The sequence below is a fragment of the Streptomyces sp. NPDC053560 genome (assembly GCF_044544605.1).
Classification (GTDB): domain Bacteria; phylum Actinomycetota; class Actinomycetes; order Streptomycetales; family Streptomycetaceae; genus Streptomyces.
This window is the reverse complement of sequence record NZ_JBITXI010000007.1, coordinates 50,866-68,952: the sequence shown is the minus strand read 5'-3', so window position 1 is coordinate 68,952 and position 18,087 is coordinate 50,866. Positions and strand designations below refer to the sequence as shown.

13 protein-coding genes are annotated in these 18,087 nt (G+C 73.8%); 3 read left to right on the top strand and 10 right to left on the bottom strand.

Annotated elements, in window-relative coordinates; all coding sequences use genetic code 11:
• Positions 1-29: 29 nt before the first annotated feature.
• The 3 genes from ACIGQF_RS18080 to ACIGQF_RS18070 form a co-directional block, all read right to left on the bottom strand.
• The gene (locus ACIGQF_RS18080; RefSeq protein ID WP_399711092.1) at positions 30-2,363 is read right to left on the bottom strand and encodes a xanthine dehydrogenase family protein molybdopterin-binding subunit; all 2,334 of its coding nucleotides are present in this window, start codon (positions 2,361-2,363) and stop codon (positions 30-32) included.
• Positions 2,360-6,166 (bottom strand): (2Fe-2S)-binding protein, encoded by a 3,807-nt coding sequence (locus ACIGQF_RS18075; protein ID WP_399711090.1) that lies wholly within the window; start codon positions 6,164-6,166, stop codon positions 2,360-2,362. The genes ACIGQF_RS18080 and ACIGQF_RS18075 overlap by 4 nt, the downstream gene beginning before the upstream one ends.
• Before the next feature lie 91 nt (positions 6,167-6,257).
• Positions 6,258-7,154, bottom strand: coding sequence for an FAD binding domain-containing protein (locus ACIGQF_RS18070; protein WP_399711088.1), 897 nt, complete (start codon positions 7,152-7,154; stop codon positions 6,258-6,260).
• Positions 7,155-7,953: 799 nt separating this feature from the next.
• On the opposite strand from ACIGQF_RS18070, the gene ACIGQF_RS18065 reads away from it, so the two are divergent.
• Positions 7,954-8,406, top strand: coding sequence for an SSI family serine proteinase inhibitor (locus tag ACIGQF_RS18065; protein WP_399711086.1), 453 nt, complete (start codon positions 7,954-7,956; stop codon positions 8,404-8,406).
• Positions 8,407-8,491: 85 nt separating this feature from the next.
• Here the strand turns inward: ACIGQF_RS18065 and ACIGQF_RS18060 are convergent, their stop codons facing one another.
• Both ACIGQF_RS18060 and ACIGQF_RS18055 read right to left on the bottom strand, forming a co-directional pair.
• Positions 8,492-8,785, bottom strand: a complete 294-nt coding sequence (locus tag ACIGQF_RS18060; RefSeq protein WP_361562617.1) for a DUF3039 domain-containing protein — start codon at positions 8,783-8,785, stop codon at positions 8,492-8,494.
• Between the two features lie 100 nt (positions 8,786-8,885).
• The gene (locus tag ACIGQF_RS18055; RefSeq protein WP_399711083.1) at positions 8,886-9,491 is read right to left on the bottom strand and encodes a YqgE/AlgH family protein; all 606 of its coding nucleotides are present in this window, start codon (positions 9,489-9,491) and stop codon (positions 8,886-8,888) included.
• Positions 9,492-9,755: 264 nt separating this feature from the next.
• On the opposite strand from ACIGQF_RS18055, the gene murA reads away from it, so the two are divergent.
• Complete coding sequence (gene murA, locus ACIGQF_RS18050; protein WP_399711081.1) at positions 9,756-11,093, top strand: UDP-N-acetylglucosamine 1-carboxyvinyltransferase; 1,338 nt, start codon at positions 9,756-9,758, stop codon at positions 11,091-11,093.
• A 386-nt stretch (positions 11,094-11,479) separates the two neighbouring features.
• Here the strand turns inward: murA and ACIGQF_RS18045 are convergent, their stop codons facing one another.
• Positions 11,480-11,761: an HU family DNA-binding protein gene (locus ACIGQF_RS18045; RefSeq protein WP_103834809.1), complete on the bottom strand. Its 282-nt coding sequence runs from the start codon at positions 11,759-11,761 to the stop codon at positions 11,480-11,482.
• Between the two features lie 341 nt (positions 11,762-12,102).
• Positions 12,103-13,536 (bottom strand): NAD-dependent malic enzyme, encoded by a 1,434-nt coding sequence (locus ACIGQF_RS18040; RefSeq protein ID WP_399711079.1) that lies wholly within the window; start codon positions 13,534-13,536, stop codon positions 12,103-12,105.
• Between the two features lie 269 nt (positions 13,537-13,805).
• On the opposite strand from ACIGQF_RS18040, the gene ACIGQF_RS18035 reads away from it, so the two are divergent.
• Positions 13,806-14,012, top strand: a complete 207-nt coding sequence (locus ACIGQF_RS18035) for a cold-shock protein (protein ID WP_030250355.1) — start codon at positions 13,806-13,808, stop codon at positions 14,010-14,012.
• 244 nt (positions 14,013-14,256) lie between these two features.
• Here ACIGQF_RS18035 and ACIGQF_RS18030 read toward each other — a convergent pair whose 3' ends face one another.
• The 3 genes from ACIGQF_RS18030 to ACIGQF_RS18020 all read right to left on the bottom strand — a co-directional run bounded on the left by ACIGQF_RS18030 (position 14,257) and on the right by ACIGQF_RS18020 (position 18,064).
• Positions 14,257-16,680, bottom strand: a complete 2,424-nt coding sequence (locus ACIGQF_RS18030; protein WP_399711076.1) for a HelD family protein — start codon at positions 16,678-16,680, stop codon at positions 14,257-14,259.
• Between the two features lie 89 nt (positions 16,681-16,769).
• A complete protein-coding gene (locus ACIGQF_RS18025) occupies positions 16,770-17,528 on the bottom strand; it encodes a zf-HC2 domain-containing protein (RefSeq protein WP_399711074.1) in 759 nt (252 codons plus the stop codon).
• Positions 17,525-18,064 carry a sigma-70 family RNA polymerase sigma factor gene (locus ACIGQF_RS18020; RefSeq protein ID WP_361562603.1) on the bottom strand — a complete coding sequence of 180 codons (540 nt, stop codon included), beginning with the start codon at positions 18,062-18,064 and terminating at the stop codon, positions 17,525-17,527. The genes ACIGQF_RS18025 and ACIGQF_RS18020 overlap by 4 nt, the downstream gene beginning before the upstream one ends.
• Between the last annotated feature and the right edge of the window lie 23 nt (positions 18,065-18,087).

Sequence of the window (18,087 nt, the reverse complement as noted above, 5' to 3'; positions counted from 1 at the left end):
TCTTCCAGGGTGGTCCTTGTGCCTGCGGGTTACGCCAGGGGCGTGAGGGCCGCGGCCTGGGGGCGGATGGGGAGGCGGCCTATGGGGCGGCCGGTGGCGGCGCGGACGGCCGAGGCCACCGCCGCCGGGGCCGCCACGACCGGGGCAGCGGAGACCGGCTTGGCGCCGAACGGGGCCACCACGTCGCGCTCCTCGATGAGCTTGACGATGCGGATGTCCGGGGCGTCGAGGGAGGTCGGCAGCGGGTAGCCGGTCAGGTCCGGGTGGCGGACCAGGCCGCGGGTCGTGCGGAGGTTCTCCATCAGGGCGGCACCCAGGCCCTGCGTGACGCCCGCCTCGATGCGCGCGCGCAGCTGGGCGGGGTTCAGTACCCGGCCGACGTCCTGCGCGACGGACAGCTCGACGACGCGGATCGTGCCCAGCTCGATGTCGACGTCGGCGACGCAGCGGATCGCGCAGAAGGCGAGGCCCACGAAGGCGTCGCCCTGGCCGGTGTCGTCCAGCGGCTCGGTGGGGTGCGGGCGGCACTGCGCCGTGGCCCACAGCTCCTTGCCGTCCAGCGCCTCGGCGACGGTGGTGCTGAGCACGCCGTCGTACGAGGTGATCTTTCCGTCGGCGATCTGGAGGAGTTCGGTGGACATGCCGAACTTGTGGGCGAGGGGCTGGAGGAGCTGCGTACGAACCATCTTGGCCGCGCGCTCGACCGCTCCCCCCGAGACCCAGGTGTGGCGGCTGTGGCAGGCGCCGCCGGCCGGCGGCTGGTCGGTGTCGACGGCGGCGACGTGCACCTCTTCGACCCCGAGCGTCTCCTGGACGATCTGGCGGGCCAGCGTGGAGAAACCGGAGCCGGTCTCGACGGCGGCGCAGATGACCGTCGCCACCGAGCCGTTGACCTTGACCGTGGCCGTGGAGACCTCGTCCGCGCCCTCGGCGCCCAGCATGTGCACCATGCCGATGCCGTACCCGACGCCGCGGCGCACGGCGGACGGGTCGCTCGCGCCCTCCGGCCCGCCCGGCAGCAGCCACTCCTCCTGAGGCGCGTCCTTCGGCAGGTCCGGGAGCGGGGCGTCCCGCACGGCCTGCAGCAGCTCGGCGACCGGCGCCGGGCAGGTGACGGTCTGGGAGGTCGGCAGGATGTCGCCGGTGGCCATGGCGTTGCGCAGCCGCAGCTCGGCCGGGTCCAGGCCCAGCTTCGCCGCCAGCTTGTCCATCTGGCCCTCGTACGCGGCGCACACCTGCATCGCGCCCTCGCCGCGCAGATGCCCGGCGGGCGGGTTGTTCGTACGGACCGCCCAGCCCTCCACGAAGGCGTGCGGGACGACGTACGGGCCGCAGGCGAAGGAGACGGCGGCGGCGAGCGCGTCGGCCGAGGTGTCGGCGTACGCGCCCGCGTCCATCAGGATCTGCGCCTCGACCTTCACCAGCTTGCCGTCGGAGTCGGCGTGGTGGCGGTACCGGAGGATGGTCGGGTGCCGGTGGGCGTGCGAGAGGAAGGACTCCTCGCGGGTCGCGGCCAGCTTGACCGGGCACCCCGTGCGCAGCGCGAGCATGCCGAGCGGCAGCTGAATGCCGGGGTCCTCGCGGTCGGCGGTCGCGCCGGGCACGCCGGTCACCACGATCTTGACCTTGTCCTGCGGCAGCCCGAAGCAGGCGGCGGCGAGGTCGCGGTCGGTGTGCGGGTCGGTGGCGGCGGTGTAGATCTCCACCCCGCCGTCGGGGCGGGGCACCGCGAGCCCGGCCTCGGCCCCGATGGGTGCCGGGTCCTGGCGGCCGATGCGGTACAGCCCCTCGACGACCACCTCGCCGGCCGCCTCGGGGTCACCGAAGCGCAGCGGGATGTGCCGCACGAGGTTGCCGTCCGGGTGCAACGGCTCGGCCTCGAAGGCCAGCTGAGGGTCGGTGACCGGCTCCAGCACCTCGTACTCGACCGCGATCGCGGCGGCCGCGAGCCGGGCGGTGTCGGGGTGGTCGGCGGCGATCGCGGCGATCGGCTCGCCGTGGTGGCGCACCTCGTCCTTGGCGAAGACGGGCCGATCGGGCGTGCCGCGCCCGTGCCCGGCGTCCCCGGGGACGTCCTCGTGCGTGACGACGGCCCGTACGCCCGGCATCTCGGCGGCGTGCTTGGTGTCGATCGAGAGGATGCGGGCGCGGGGGTGCGGGGAGCGCAGGACCGCGGCCCAGAGCAGGCCCTCGGCCCACAGGTCGGCCGCGTACGGAAAGATGCCCTGGGTCTTGGCGGGGGCGTCGGCCGACGGCAGCGAGACGCCCAGACCGTGCGGCGGCGGCTCCGCCTCGGTGGCCTGGTCGGTGCCGGGCGCGGCCGTGACGGTGACGGCGCCGGCGCCCTCGTTCGTGCCGGTCATGCGAGGCCTCCCGATTGCGGGTCGGCCCCCGGGCCCTGGGTGTTCGGGTCGTGGGGGTGGTGGGGACGGCGGTGCGATGCGGGGTCGGGGTGCGGGTCGAGACCCGGGTCCAGGTCCTCGACCGGCGCGTCCTGGCCCCCGAGGGCGTCGCGACCGTACGAGTCGTGCCCGGCGAGGGCGTCGTGCCCGTAGGAGTCGTGTCCGGCGAGGGCGTCCCGGCCGTAGGAGTCGTGCGTGGCGTACGGGTCGCCGTTGTACGCGGGACCGGCCCCGGCGTACGGATCGGCGCTGCCGTACGGGTCGCCGGTGAATCCGGGCGTGGCGTACTGGTCGGCCGTGGGCACGCCTTCGGGGTACGTGCCGTCGGCGTACCCGCCCTCGGGGTAGCCCCCTTCGGGGTAACCGTCGGCGTACGTCCCTTCGGGGTACGTGCCGTCGGGATACGTCCCGTCGGCGGCATAGGTGCCGGCCTGGTCGGTGTACGGAGACGGGCCGTCGAGAGTGCCCTCTGGGCCGTGCGGCTGCAGGCCTTCGGGAGTGGCGAAGCCCCGGCCGTCCGAGGCGTCGTGGAGCGCTTCGGTGCCGGTGCCGTGCGCGTGACCGTGGTCGTGGCCCTGCGCGTGGCCGTGGTCGTAGGGCTGGCCCTCCCCGTAGGAAGCGGCGTCGGCCGCGGCGTCGCCATACGGCTGCTCCGGGTACGCCGCCTCCGGGTTCGGCTCCTCGGCGTACCCCTGCGCGGCGTACCCCGGGTCGGCGTACTGCTCCTCGGCGTACTGCTCCCCGTTGTACGCGCCGGGGTCGGCCGGGCCCGCCTGGTGCGGGATACGGGCGGCCGGCTCCTGATGGTCCGGGGCCTGTTCCGGTGCCCGGCCCTGGCCGTGCCCCTGGTCCTGCGGATGGGCGTGCTCCTCGTCGTGCGCCTCGGAGGCGGCCCGGGCCGCCTCGGCACGGCCCTGGGCGACCTCCTGCACCGCGTCCAGGACGCCGCGGTAGCCGGAGCAGCGGCAGAGGTTGCCGCACAGCGCCTGGCGGGCCTGCAGCTCGGTGGGGGCGTGGTTGCCCTCCAGCAGGTCGTGCACGGTCATCGCCATGCCCGGGATGCAGAAGCCGCACTGGACGGCGCCGGAAGCGGCCAGTGCGCGCTGCACGTCGGACGGGGTGCCGTCCTTGGCCAGGCCCTCGACCGTACGGACCTCGCTGCCCGCCGTGGTCGCGGCGGGCACCAGGCAGGACGCCACGAGACGGCCGTCGACCTGTACGGAGCAGGCGCCGCACTCGCCCTGGGAGCAGCCGTCCTTGGCGCCCGCGAGGCCGAGCCGCTCGCGCAGCACGTAGAGCAGGGACTCGCCGATCCAGGCGTCCGTGACCGGGCGGTCGATGCCGTTCACGGCCAGGACGTAGGAGGCACGGGGGTGCTCCAGGTCGGCGTGCGGGGAGGGGTCCACGGGAGGCGCTGCGGTCGTCGCCTCTCCGGGAGCCGCGGGGTGCGCCTCTTCGGGAGCGGCGGGCGCCGCTTCGGGAGCGGCGGGCGCCTCTGTCGGGGCGGCCACCGCGGAAGAGACGGCGTGCGCCTCCTCGGGGGCCTCGGAGGCCTCGGGCGTACGCGAGGCGTGGTCGTCCCGGTCGCCCTGGTCGCCCTGGGGGCCGTCCTGAGAGGTGGCGTCCGTGGCGGCGCCCGCATCGGCCTCGGCGTCGGCCTCGGGGCCGGGGGCGGACTCGGCCTCGGCCTCGGGGCCGGCTTCGGTTTCGGGTGCCGCCTCGGCCGCGGCAGGTTCCGCCGGGGAGCCGGCCTCTGCGGACGGCGCCGACGCCTCCGCCATCTCCGCCATCTCCGGTGCGTCGGCCGCGGCAGCGTCCGGCGCCCGGACCTCGGGGGCCGCCTCCTGCTCCGGTGCCTCGCCGGACGCCTCGGACGGCTCGACTGCCGCCGCTGCGTCGGAAGCCGCCGGCTCCTCGGAGGCAGTGGTCCCGGCCGCGAGCGCCTCGGGAGCGACCTCCTCGGCCGCTTCAGGGGCCACAGCCTCGGGGGCAACCGCCTCAGGGGCGACCGCCTCGGGTGAGGTCGGCTCCTCGGGCGCGTGGGGCTCCGCAGCGGGAGCCGCTCCCCCGGCAGGGGCTGTGCCCTCCGCAGGAGCCGTGCCCTCGGCGGGCCCCGATCCCTCCGGGGCGGCAGCCGCGTCCTCGGGGGCAGCGACCGCGGCACCCGAAGGAGCCTCGGCCTGAGCGCCCTCGGGCTCTGCGGCAACGGTCTCCTCAGGGCGCGTCCCGGCGTCGGCCTCGGGGGCCGCGCCGTTGGCATGCGCGTCGGCATGCGCGGCGTCGGCCGCAGCCGTCACGCTGTCCCGCGCAGGCTCCGCACGGCCGTCCTCCGCGGGCGCGGCCCCCGGCTCCGCCGGTGCGGGCTCGGCCTCCGCCGGTGCGGGCTCGGCCTCCGCGGGCGCGGACTCGGCCAGCGGCTTCGGGGTCGTCCGGCGGCCCGAGACCAGGGCGTCCGCGAGGGCGATGCCGTCCGCCATGCCGCCACCGGGCGTGCCGAACAGGCTCTGGTACGAGGGGGGTTGGGTGTACTGCCCGGGGCTCGGCCACTGCTCGCCCTGCACCGGCGGCACACCGTGCGGCGTCGGCGCGTGACCGGCGTGACCCTGCGCGGCGTGCGTGTCACCGGGGAGCGGCCACTGCACGGCGGCACCGGGCGCCCCCGGTGCGTCGCTCGCCCCGTAGGCGCCCTGCTGCATCGCGTTCTGTGCCGCGGGGTGCGGCCCCACGTGGTACGGGCCGACGTGCTGCGGTGCGGCGGGCTGCGGCAGCCCCGCCTCGCCCGCGCGCCCGGCCCCGTTGCCGTTGCCGTCGCCGTCCCGGCCCTGGCCGTCGGCCGCCGCGTCCGGTCCGGCAGCCGTGTCCGGTCCGGGCGCCGCCGGGTCCGCCGGGGCGCCGAGGCCCGAGAAGTCCCAGTGTCCGGTGGGCTGCGGGGTGCCGGGCATGGTGGACCGGCGGGCCGGGTCGGCCTCCTGGACCGGGTAGCCGCCGTGCGGGCCCTGGCGGTCGTCGACCAGGTACTCGCCGGACTCCTCCAGCACCTCGTCACCGGCGGCGGGCACCGCCCACTGGCCGGCGCCCGCGCCGAACGTCCCGTCCGCGCCCGGCTGCCCCTTCGCGCCCGCGACCGGCCACTCCACCGTGTCCGGCCCGTCGGCGTCATGGGTGCCGTCGCCGGGCCCCGAGGCGCCGTGCTGCTCCCCGTCGCCGGGCACGCCGGCCGGGGCCCCGCCGCCGTACGACATGGCCGCCGGGGCGTCCGCCGCCGGGTCCACGAAGGGCATGGTCCACTGGCCGGTCGCCGCGGGGTCCGTGCTCGCGCCGCCCGCCGGGGACACGTACGGCGAGGCCGCCGCGTCACCGGTGCCCGTGGCCGCGCCGTCGCCCGCCGCCGGGAAGTGGTCCGGGGGGATGTAGCCGTGCCCGGGGGCCGCGAGCGGGTCCGCGCCATAGCCGTAGGCGGGCGCGCCGGCCTCGCCCTCGTGGCCCGCGCCCGGTACGCCGTATGCGCCGTGCGCCTCGCCGGCACCGGCCGCGCCCTGTGCGCCCGCCGTGCCGTGCGCCCCGTAGATGGCCGCGCCGTACGCGCCGGAGGCGTAGCCGCCGGCACCGTGCGCGCCCGCGCCGTACGCCCCGTTCAGCCCGTAGGCCTCCAGGTCGTCGGGCAGCTGGACGAAGGCCGTGGCCTCCTGGTCGTACTCGCCCTGCGGCAGCGGCTCCCAGCCCTGTCCGTGCTGGGGCTGACGCGGGGTGTCCCCGTCACTCATGCGCCGGCCTCGCTTCGCTCGGCTCGCTCGGCGGGCACGCATGCGCCGTGCGCGGTTCGCTGCCCGTTGTCGGTCCGCTCGCTGCGCTCACTCACGAGAGCGCCCTCCCAAGTGCTCGGCGCGCCAGTGCTGACACCGTACGGCGCAGGTGCAGGGCGGCGGGCGGCAGGGTGGCCGCCTCGGTACCGTCCTCCGGCGGCGCGGGATCCGGGATGCACGCGGCGGCCACGTAGTCGCCGAAGGCGGTCAGCGCTTCGGGGGCCAGGCCGCGGTCGTTGTCCCAGTCGATGAGGGAGGCCACCCACTGCTCGGCCTCCAGCGGGCGCAGCGGCATCATCGCGACCGCCCCGACCGCACATCGAACGCCCCGGCGCGCGGGATCGAGGACCAGCGCGACGGATGCGGCCGCGCGCCCCGGGCCCGTCCGTCCCGTGGCCTTCAGGAAGGTCTGCGGCGCGTGCAGCAGCGGTACGCGCACAAAGCCGACGATCTCGCCCGGGCGCAGCATCTCCATGCCGGCGAGCAGGTGGCTGACCGGGACCTCGCGGCGGGCGCCGCCGGGTCCCGCGATGATCACGGTGGCTTCGAGGGCGGCGAGGACCGGCAGGGTGTCGCCGGTCGGCGCGGCCGTGACGATGTTGCCGCCGAGCGTCCCGGCGTTGCGGATCTGCGGCGGTCCGGCGGCGCGTGCCGCCGCGGCCAGGCCGGGGATCAGGGCCGCGAAGTCGGGGCGCCCCATGCGGGCGAGAGTGAGTCCGGCGCCGAGCAGCGCGTGGCCGTCCTGGTACTGCCAGCCGCGGATCTCGCTGATCCGGTTCAGGCCGACGAGCGCCGCCGGGCGCAGCAGCCCGGCGTTGACGGCCGCCATCAGATCGGTGCCACCGGCCACAGGCACGGCGGCGGGCATGGCGGCCAGCGCCGCCACGGCCTCGTCGAGCGAGACCGGCAACGTCACGGAATGCGACGCCTGCGGTGCGTGCGTGGTCAACCCAGCTGCCCCTTCCCCGGTGTCCCGGCTGTGCTGTTCCGCCTCGCCGTACGGTACGTGCTCACGGCCCGGACGTGGCAACTCTGGCACATCTTCGCAGGCCCGCGACGCGAGGGTCCATGAAGGCAGGATCCGTCACCGACCGGCGCGAAGTTCCTGGTTCGCCCCGCCCCGTCCTGGACCTCCGAAGAGAGCGTATTGCCACCTTTCTCAAGCACTGTGCGTTACGGCACGTACCGCACGCACCGCGCCCTCGACGCCACTTGACGTCGTACGGCGTCCCGTACGGGCGTTCCGCGCGGATGTTCGGCACACCGGTCGGCACACGGGGCCGGACCGCCCGCCCCCGCAGCGTGGGTACACGGTGCCAGGGGCCCGGCCTTGCCGCGTCCGCCTTTCGGGGTGGCTCACACGTTTGGGGGCGGTCCGTCGATCGGGCGTCCGAGCGGGCACCGGCGCTGCCCTGCGCGCCCACCCGCGGCCGTGACAGGCCGTCATCCACGCGTCCGGCCGGGCACTTGACCCCCTCAGCGATCGCCGCCCGGAAAAACCCGGCCCGCACATGACAAGAAGTCCCGGTGGCGCCCCGGGAAAGGCCCGGGAAAGGCACCGCTCCCCGTCTCCGGGCCGTAACTCCCCGCGGTGCGGCGCGGGTTGCCCGACAGCCTGCAGTGCGCGGAGCGGCCGGCCGACACGCCACCTGCGGCCCACAATCAGCCACGCGACACCACGGCGGGGCTATCCATGAGACGAGATGTCCTTCTCACCCAACTTTCAGCCGATCGTAAGGAATCCGCTCATGCGACAGAATCCGCCGGTGCGCAAGAGACGCCTCCGCGCCGCCCTGCTCGCCGTCGCCGCCCTCGGCCTGCTGCCGCTCACGGCCGCCACGGCACCGGCCGCCGCCGCTCCCACGCAAGCGGTGCCCCGCGAGGCGAGCATCGTCATCCACGCGGGCCAGGGCACCGGGGGCAGAGTGATCGCCCGGGCGACCCTGCGCTGCTTCCCCACCGGGGGCACCCATCCCCGCGCGCACGCGGCCTGCCGCGCGCTGGCGCCGGTGAACGGCGACTTCCAGCGGCTCCGGCCGCAGCCCCGGCCCTGCCCGAAGATCCACCGGCCGGTGACGGTCGCGGCGAAGAGCATCTGGCAGGGCAACGCCACATTCGTCGTCCGCGGCTACCCCAACCTGTGCGTCGCCGCGGCGGACAGCGCCGACGTCTTCGACCTCTCCCGGCGCACCGACGGCTGAGCCATCACCGGCGGACAGCACGGCGCCCGGCCCGCTCTCCTCGGAGGGAGCGGGCCGGGCGCCACCGTACGGAGCGGTCCGGGGCCTACTTCTTGCCGCCGTCCTTGCCGCCCTTGTCCTTGTCGCCACCGGCGCTCATGGACTCGTAGATCTCCTTGCACATGGGGCAGACCGGGTACTTCTTCGGGTCGCGGCCCGGGACCCAGACCTTGCCGCAGAGCGCGACGACGGGCGTACCGTCCATAGCGCTCGCCATGATCTTGTCCTTCTGGACGTAGTGGGCGAAGCGCTCGTGGTCACCGTCGCCGTTCGACACCTGTGGTGTCGGCTCCACGAGGGTGCCCGTACCTGCCCCGCGCTCGGGCTCAAGAGTGCTCATAACTGCCAAGGGTACTCACGCGCGCGCCGGACCGGGCGCCGCGGCCCGTACGAAGTTGAACGACCCGCCGGCCCGCCACCGCACCCCCGAGGGGGGCCGGTCAGTTCAGTGAAGGATCGTCCGGGTACGTCGCCACCATCGCCAGTTCGTTGCGCTGGCGGCGGAGCACGGCGCGCCAGAGGCGTTCGGGGGACGGCGAGGAGACGTCGCCGGGCTCGGACTCGACGACGTACCAGGCGCCCTCCGCCAGTTCTTCCTCCAGCTGCCCGGGGCCCCAGCCCGCGTAGCCCGCGAAGATCCGCAGGGAGCCGAGCTCGGCGGAGAGCAGTTCGGGCGGGGCCTCCAGGTCGACCAGGCCGATCGCGCCGTGCACACGGCGCCAGCCGAGGGGGCCGTCACCGTCGGTGTCGGCGCCCGTGGGGTCCCCGTCGCGCTCGCCCGCCTCGCCCGGGACCACCGCGACGCCGAGCGCGGAGTCCAGCGACACCGGGCCGCCCTGGAAGACCACGCCCGGCTCGCCTGCCAGCTCGGCCCAGGGCTGGAGGATGTCCGCCACACCGACCGGCGTGGGACGGTTCAGGACGACGCCGAGCGAGCCCTCCTCGTCGTGATCGAGGAGCAGCACCACGGCCCGGTCGAAGTTGGGGTCGGCGAGCGCCGGGGTCGCGACGAGCAGCCGACCGGTGAGCGAGGACACCTCGGTCATGGCGACATGATCCCGCACTTCGGGCCGGTGCGGGGAGCCATTGGGTGCACCCGTATGCCCGCACTCCGGAGCGGACGGGACGTACGGCGACCGACCCGGCGCTTCCAGGCCCTCTCTCACATCACGGTCCGTTCCGGCAGATAAACCGTACGTGTTGTGACAGAGCTATTACATGAACTGAGGCCGCTCGGCCCTACGGACTACCCCCGCACCGCCCTTACCATTTCAGCTTGCCCCCTGTCCGTCTCCAGGAACGCGAGATCCATGACCGACGACGTTTTGCTTGTCCACGGCGGCACCCCGCTGGAGGGCGAGATCAAGGTCCGCGGCGCGAAGAACCTCGTGCCCAAGGCCATGGTCGCCGCGCTGCTCGGCAGTGAGCCGAGCCGGCTGCGCAACGTGCCCGACATCCGTGACGTGCGCGTCGTGCGCGGCCTGCTGCAGCTGCACGGCGTGACCGTACGACCGGGCGACGAATCCGGGGAGCTGATCCTCGATCCGTCGCACGTGGAGAGCGCCAACGTCGCCGACATCGACGCGCACGCGGGCTCCTCGCGCATCCCGATCCTCTTCTGCGGCCCGCTGCTGCACCGCCTCGGCCACGCCTTCATCCCGGGCCTGGGCGGCTGTGACATCGGCGGCCGGCCGGTCGACTTCCACTTCGACGTGCTGCGCCAGTTCGGCGCGGTCATCGAGAAGCGGGCCGACGGCCAGTACCTGGAGGCCCCGCAGCGGCTGCGCGGTACGAAGATCCGGCTGCCGTACCCGTCCGTCGGCTCGACCGAGCAGGTGCTGCTGACCGCCGTCCTGGCGGAGGGCGTCACCGAGCTGTCGAACGCCGCGGTGGAGCCGGAGATCGAGGACCTGATCTGCGTCCTGCAGAAAATGGGCGCGATCATTTCGATGGACACGGACCGGACGATCCGGATCACCGGCGTCGACAAGCTCGGCGGGTACAACCACCGGGCGCTGCCGGACCGGCTGGAGGCCGCCTCCTGGGCGTCCGCCGCGCTGGCCACTGAGGGCCAGGTCTACGTACGTGGCGCCTCGCAGCGCGAAATGATGACCTTCCTGAACACCTACCGGAAGGTCGGCGGCGCCTTCGAGGTCGACGACGAGGGCATCCGCTTCTGGCACCCGGGCGGCTCGCTGAACGCCATCGCGCTGGAGACCGACGTGCACCCCGGTTTCCAGACCGACTGGCAGCAGCCCCTGGTGGTGGCGCTGACGCAGGCCTCGGGCCTGTCGATCGTCCACGAGACGGTGTACGAGTCCCGGCTCGGCTTCACCTCCGCGCTGAACCAGATGGGCGCGCACATCCAGCTCTACCGCGAGTGCCTGGGCGGCTCGGCCTGCCGCTTCGGCCAGCGCAACTTCCTGCACTCAGCGGTCGTCAGCGGCCCCACCAAGCTGCAGGGCGCCGACCTGGTCATCCCCGACCTGCGCGGCGGCTTCTCGTACCTGATCGCGGCGCTGGCGGCGCAGGGCACGTCCCGCGTCCACGGCATCGACCTGATCAACCGCGGCTACGAGAACTTCATGGACAAGCTGGTCTCCTTGGGCGCCAAGGTCGAACTGCCGAACGGCACCCTGAAGGGCTGAGACACCGCGGGCCCCTGCTGGGGGTCCGGGGGTCATCCCCCGGGCAAGCACAGCATGGACAAGCTGGTCTCCTTGGGCGCCAAGGTCGAACTGCCGAACGGCACCCTGAAGGGCTGAGACACCGCGGGCCCCTGCCGGCCCGGGGCCCGACGGCTCCGCGTCGGCGCGCGGCCCGCTGTGGCCGGGCCTGAGGCCCGTACCGGCGAAGGGCGGTCATCCGACACCGGGTGGCCGCCCTTCGGCGTTCTCGCGCCCGCTCAGGCGGGCTCAGGGCGGCGTACGCCGAGTACGTCCGCACATGCGAAAGGCAGCCATCCGGCACGGGATGGCTGCCTCTCCTGTGATGTCCCGTCCGTGCCCCGTCGTCCCGGGAGCACGGTGCCGGATCACTTGCCCTTGGCGGCTTCCTTGAGCTTGGAGCCCGCGGAGACCTTCACGCTGTAGCCGGCCGGGATCTGGATCGGGTCGCCGGTCTGCGGGTTGCGCGCGGTGCGAGCGGCACGGTGGGTGCGCTCGAAGGTGAGGAAGCCGGGGATGGTGACCTTCTCGTCGCCCTTGGCGACAACCTCACCGATCGTCTCGGCGAGCGCGGCCAGAACGGCGTCGGCGTCCTTGCGGGTCACCTCGGCACGGTCGGCCAGAGCGGCCACCAGCTCACTGCGGTTCATGTATTACTCCCGTGTTCTTCTTGCCAATGGGCGTGCCACGCGGCGGAGCCGCATATCAAGCACAGCGAAGCCGATGCTGCCAGGGCCCTCGGACAGTCCCCGGACCCGGGTCTGCCGTTCAGACCCTCGCGCCCGGTAACGCATCCTGCCCCCACCTGCGGCGGTAAAGCCAATCCGGCGCCCTGGAGGGTCACACGAAGAGCGCCATCGCCCCGAGAGGGTGACGCACCGGTGACGCTCCGCGTCATGCTCCGGGGCCCCGCCCATGGGCAGCGGCCAGTCATGCGCTGTCCGCCACCCTATGGGGGGCCTGAGGGCCGGGTGTCGTGCGACGCGCCGTATCAGGCGGTCGTGCCGCCCGTCACAGCGGCTCCGGCGGCCTGTGCGGCGTCCCGGACGGCCCCGGCGACCGCACCGGCGACCTTGTCGTTGAACACGCTGGGGATGATGTAGTTCGCGTTCAGCTCGTCCTCCAGCACGACGTCGGCGAGGGCGCGGGCCGCGGCCAGCATCATGTCCTCGTTGACCGTACGCGACTGCGCATCCAGCAGACCGCGGAAGACACCCGGGAAGACCAGCACGTTGTTGATCTGGTTCGGGAAGTCCGAGCGGCCGGTGGCCACGACGGCGGCGGTCTGCCGGGCCTCGCCCGGGTCGACCTCCGGGTCGGGGTTGGCGAGTGCGAACACGATCGCGCCCTCCGCCATCCGGGCCACGTCGTCGCCGTCCAGGACGTTGGGCGCCGAGACGCCGATGAAGACGTCGGCGCCGACCACGGCCTGCTTGAGGGTGCCGGTGACGCCCTCGGGGTTGGTGTTGTCGGCGATCCAGCGCAGCGCCGAGTCGGGGTCGGCGGAGACCAGGTCCTCGCGGCCCGCGTGCACCACGCCGTGGATGTCGGCGACGACCGCGTGCTTGACGCCGGCGTCCAGCAGCAGCTTGAGGATGGCCGTACCGGCAGCGCCCGCGCCGGACATGACGACGCGTACGTCCTCGATGCTCTTGCCGACCACGCGCAGCGCGTTGGTCAGGGCCGCGAGCACGACGATCGCGGTGCCGTGCTGGTCGTCGTGGAAGACCGGGATGTCCAGGGCCTCGCGCAGGCGTGCCTCGATCTCGAAGCAGCGGGGCGCGGAGATGTCCTCCAGGTTGATGCCCGCGAAGCCGGGGGCGATGGCCTTGACGATCTCCACGATGGCGTCGGAGTCCTGGGTGTCCAGGCAGATCGGCCAGGCGTCGATGCCGGCGAAGCGCTTGAAGAGGGCCGCCTTGCCCTCCATGACGGGCAGCGCGGCCTTGGGGCCGATGTTGCCCAGTCCGAGCACGGCGGAGCCGTCGGTGACCACCGCGACGCTGTTGCGCTTGATGGTGAGGCGGCGGGCGTCCTCGGGGTTGTCCGCGATGGCCTGGCAGACGCGGGCGACGCCGGGCGTGTAGACCATCGACAGGTCGTCACGGTTCCGGATGGGGTGCTTCGACGACATCTCGATCTTGCCGCCGAGGTGCATCAGGAACGTACGGTCGGAGACCTTGCCGAGCGATACGCCCTCGATCTCGCGCAGCTTCTGGACGATCTCGTCCGCGTGCGAGGTGGACGTCGCGGCGATGGTGACGTCGATCCGGAGTTTCTCGTGGCCGGAAGCGGTCACGTCGAGGCCGGTGACCGACCCGCCGGAGGACTCCACGGCCGTGGTGAGCTGGCTGACGGCGGTGCCGCTCGCGGGAACTTCCAGTCGCACCGTCATCGAATACGAGACGCTAGGCGCCGTTGCCATGGCCGACTTCCTCTGCTTTCGCTTGTTTCCCTATGCGCTGCCCCAGGAGCTCGGATGTCCTGCGCATCGTCCGATCGTCCCACCTACCAGCCGGTACACGGTAACCAGCCACAAGTTTCGGAATGACTCTTCCACCATACGAGAGCTAGTCAGCTCGGCGGAACCCCCCACTCCTTCGCCTGAAAAGCGGCCTTAATGGGGAGAAATTCCGTCGTAACGCCCTTAAGATCTGGCGCGCAGCACCCCAAAGGAACGCAAGGATGGGCGATATGGCTCAGGGCACCGTGAAGTGGTTCAACTCCGAGAAGGGTTACGGATTCATCGCACAGGAGGACGGCGGACCTGACGTCTTCGTCCACTACAGCTCGATCAGCGGCGACGGCTTCCGGAATCTGGAGGACACCCAGCGGGTGGAATTCGAGATCGCCCAGGGCCGCAAGGGCCCGCAAGCGGAACAGGTCCGTGTCATCGGCTGACCTTCCGGCCCACCGGTGACACGGACCTGTCCGTGACGCTGGAGAAGTTGAGGTGGCACCGACCCGCCATGCTCGCCTCGCGGCAAGTGGTCGCTCGAAGCGACTATGGTTGGGCCCGGGGGCTTGGATCGGGCCGGTGCCACCTACAGGCTAACACTGCGGCCGTCTCGGGCAATGTCCCCGAACACCCGAGTCCCGCAAGCGAATCCCGTAGCGGAACGCGCCGGAGCACGCCCCGGGTCCGTCAGTCGCGCAGCAGGTCCGGCACCCCGTCCGCGTCCGGCTCGTCACGGGCCCCGGAGACCACCGTCAGGCGCTGCGTCGCCCGGGTGAGCGCCACGTACAGCACCCGCAGCCCGGCCGGCGACTCGTCGGCGATCTCGGCGGGCGAGACCACCAACGTCGCGTCGTACTCCAGCCCCTTGGCCTCCAGCGAGCCCAGCGCGACCACACGGTCCCCCAGGCCCGCGAGCCAGCCGCGCGCCTCCTCCCTGCGGTCCATGGCCACGACCACACCGACCGTGCCGTCCACCTCGTCCAGCAGCCGGCGCGCCTCCTCCCGTACGGAGTCGCCCAGCCGGTCCCCGGCGACGGCGAACCGCGGCCGGAGGCCCGTGGAGCGCACCGCCTCCGGCGCGACCATGCCGGGCATGGCCAGCGCCAGGACACGGGCCGCCAGTTCGGCGACCTCGGCGGGGTTGCGGTAGTTCACGGTGAGGGTGAAGCGGCGGCGCGGGCGGGTGCCCAGCGCCTCGTCCCGTGCCTCGCCCGCCTCGTCCGGGTCCGACCAGGAGGACTGCGCCGGGTCGCCCACCACGGTCCACGTGGCGTGCCGGCCGCGGCGGCCGACCATCCGCCACTGCATGGGCGTCAGGTCCTGCGCCTCGTCGACGATGACGTGCGCGTAGTCCGTGCGCTCCTCCGCGAGCCGCTCCCGGCGGCTGCGCCCCGAGGAGTTACGGTCCGCAAACGTGGTCAGCTCCTCCAGTCCGGTGAGCTGGTCCAGCGGGTCGGCCTCGCGCTGCCGGGCGGGGCGGGCCGGGGCGCCCAGGATCAGCTGGAGCTCGTCCAGGAGCGCGACGTCGTGCACGGAGAGCGGGCCCAGGCCCTGCGCGTCCAGGCGGCCCAGCGAGCGGGCCAACCGCCGTACCTCGCGGTTCTGGAGCACCCGGCGGGACCAGCGGCCCAGCAGCTTCTCATCGGCCATGGCGGCGAGCACCCGGCGCGGCGTCAGCTCCGGCCACCAGGCGTCCAGGAAGTCGAGGAAGTCCTGCTCGGTGGTGATGTCCTCGTCGAACCCGGACCGTGCCTCGGCGGCCAGCTCCGGGTCGCTGTAGCGGCGGTCCCCGCCGGTCTTCGCCCAGAGCGCGTCGAGGATCAGCCGGCGGGCGCGCGGGCGCAGCAGGTTGACCGGCGCGGTGCCGCCGAGCGCGGCGGTCCGGATGCGGCGCAGTTCGGCGGCGTCCAGCTCGATCCGGGCCCCGAAGGCGACCACCCGGAGGCGGTCGGTGGGCACGGCCGGGGCCGCCTCCTCCTCGTCCGGGTCACCGAAGGCCAGCTGGCCGTCGGGCGCTGTGGCCGGGGCGGTGTCGGCGGCGAGCTCCAGGGCACCCCGGGCGGCCTTGCGCAGCACCTTCACCATGCGCGAGGAGCCCTTGACGCGGGCCACGGCCGGCGTGTCGTATGCGGTCGCTTCCGCGCCCTCCAAAAGCGAGCCGAGCGCCCGGATGGCGACCTGGCCCTCCTCGCCGAGCGAGGGCAGCACGCCCTCGGTGTACGCGACCAGCAGCGGGGTGGGCGAGACGATGAGGATGCCGCCCGCGTACCGGCGCCGGTCCTGGTAGAGCAGGTAGGCGGCGCGGTGCAGGGCGACCGCCGTCTTGCCCGTACCGGGGCCGCCCTCGACCTCGGTGACGGAGGCGGCGGGCGCCCGGATCACCATGTCCTGCTCGGCCTGGATGGAGGCGACGATGTCGCGCATGGTGTGGCTGCGGGCCCGGCCGAGGGCTGCCATCAGCGCGCCGTCGCCGACCGCCGGCAGTTCCTCGCCGGCCAGGGTGGCGGTGACCTCCGGGCGCATCAGGTCGTCCTCGACGCCGAGCACCTTGCGGCCCTTGGAACGGATGACGCGGCGGCGCACGACACGGCCCGGGGAGACCGGGGTGGCGCGGTAGAAGGGCGCGGCGGCGGGCGCCCGCCAGTCGATGACCAGCGGGCTGTAGTCGGCGTCCAGTACGCCGAGGCGTCCGATGTGCAGCGTCTCGGCGATCTCCGCGCGGTGGTCGGCGCCGATCGCGCCGTCGGCGGGCTCGACGGAGGTGTACGCGCCGTCCGGGCCCCGCTTGCCGTCCTTGCCCAGGAGCAGGTCGATGCGGCCGAAGAGGAAGTCCTCGTACTCGGAGTTGAGGCGGTGCAGGTGGACGCCGGCCTGGAAGACCTGCGCGTCGCGTTCGGCGAGCGCGCCGGGCGTGCCGACCTGACCGCGCTTGGCGGCGTCGTCCATCAGGAACTGTGCCTCGTGGATCTTCTCCTCCAGGCGCCGGTACACCCGGTCCAGATGCGTCTGCTCGCCCGCGATCTCGCGGTCGCGGACGGAGTCGCTGTCGGGTACGGAATCCGGCGCGTGCGTGGAGTTCTCCGGCGCGTGCGTGGCGTTCTGCGCGGCCACCCAGGCCCCCTTCTGCTGTGCGTAGGGCAGCCGTCAACCGTACGCGAAGCAGGTCGCGGGCGCACCTGTGCGACAGCGCGGGTGTCCGGTCAGACGTCGACGGCGGCCAGCCGCTCGCCCGCGAGGGTGCGGATTTCGAAGCGGTCGATGTCGGCGCGGCTCATGGCGGCGCCGCCGTTCGTGTAGAGCGGCTGCCGGCTCCACTTGGTGGTGCCGCCCTTGATGCCGTACCCGCCGTCCGGCACCGCCCAGGTGGTGACGGTCTGCTCGTCGCCGTCCTTGCCGACCGCGATGAGGGAGCAGGTCAGCGGGCCCTTGACGTTGCCGAGGCGGAGCGCGACGGAGGTCCCCCACGGGCGGTCGGCCATGGCCACGCCCGCGGCGACCTTGGTGTCCGGGTCGACCGCGGTGTGCTTGTCCCGGCCGCTGTCGTACATCTGCTCGGCCGGGCTCACGGCCTGCGGCGGGGGCTGCGGGGCTTCGCGGGTCACGGCCAGGGCGGCGAGCGGCCCGCCGACGATCAGTGCGACGGCCGCGGCCACGAAGGCGAGCCGCCGGCGCCCGCGCCGCCGGACGGCGGCGACCTCGGCCAGCAGGCCGCTCAGGACGCGCCGGGAGGGCTTCGGCACGAGCGTGGCCTCGGAGGGCGGGGTGCCCGTGCCGTCGTCGGCGAGCCCGGCCAGCAGCGGGGGCAGGCCGAGCAGGGCGTCCAGCTCGGCGGCGCAGCGGTCGCAGCCGGCCAGGTGTTCCTCGAAACGGGCGGCGTCGGCGGCGTCCAGCACGCCGAGCGCGTAGGCGCCGACGTCGGTGTGGTCCGCCGGCTCGGCGGGCGGGTGGGGCCGGTTCACGCCGTGACTCCTCGTTCTTCCAGGGAGAGCTTCAGGGAGCGCAGCGCGTAGAACACCCGGGACCGCACGGTCCCGGGCGGCACCCGCAGCACCTCCGCGGCCTCGTTGACCGTACGTCCCTTGAAGTACGTCTCGATCAGGGCCTCCCGGTGCGCCGGGCTCAGGTCGGCCAGCGCCTCGGAGATCGTCATCAGGCGCAGCGCGCGGTCGATCTCGTCGGCGGCGGGCAGCGTCTCCAGGGGGGCGGCATCTACCTCCTGCGGGCGCGCCTGGCGGCTGCGGTGTCCGTCGATCACGATGCGACGGGCCACGGTCACCAGCCAGGGGCGTACGGATCCGGTCGCGCGCTGCAGCTGGTCGGCGTTGCGCCAGGCGCGCAGCAGGGTTTCCTGGACCACGTCCTCGGCGCGGTGGCGGTCACCGGCCACCAGCCGCAGGACGAAGGCGAGGAGCGGTCCCGCGTGCTCCTCGTACAAGGCCCGCATGAGTTCTTCGTCGGGCGTCGTCCGGTCGGCCACGACGGCATCCTCGCGCAACGCCACTCCCCGGTCGATAGGAC